Here is a 589-nt window from a genome sequence, read left to right on the forward strand (position 1 = left end):
CGTAAATCAAAGACTGAATTGTTCATCAGAAAGTTTGCGCGGATTTACACACCAATCGTTGTATTTCTTGCTATCGGCTTAACGTTTTTGCCTTACTTTTTTGTGGACGATTATGTATTTAGGGATTGGCTTTATCGTGCGTTAATTTTCTTGGTTATTTCCTGTCCCTGTGCGTTGGTCATTTCTATTCCCTTGGGTTATTTTGGCGGATTGGGTGCAGCATCGCGCAACGGTATTCTATTCAAAGGCGCATCCTTTTTGGACGCAATGACCAAAGTTAACACGGTGGTAATGGACAAAACGGGAACTGTTACCAAAGGGGTCTTTAAGATTAAGGAAGTAGTCAATAAATCCGCTTTCGCGGAAGCGGAATTTATGCAATACCTGATGGCGATGGAAGAACAATCCACCCATCCCATCGCAAAGGCAATTTTGGAATATAAAGCAGACGGTGCAGATTTGGAAGCATCCGAAGTTTCCGAAGTCGCCGGAAAGGGTTTAAAAGGAACGGTCAACGGAAAAACCGTTTTGGTCGGTAATAAAGCATTGATGACCTTGAACAGCATCGAAGTACCTTCTGAAACCGATA

At 42.8% G+C, this 589-nt stretch carries 1 protein-coding gene; it reads left to right on the forward strand.

Translation table 11 applies throughout. The annotated features are described in order from the left end of the window. The coding region (locus CJ305_RS19240) for an HAD-IC family P-type ATPase (protein ID WP_143469431.1) at positions 1-589 on the forward strand (589 nt) is incomplete at both ends.

Source organism: Leeuwenhoekiella nanhaiensis (assembly GCF_002744755.1).
Lineage (GTDB): Bacteria > Bacteroidota > Bacteroidia > Flavobacteriales > Flavobacteriaceae > Leeuwenhoekiella > Leeuwenhoekiella nanhaiensis.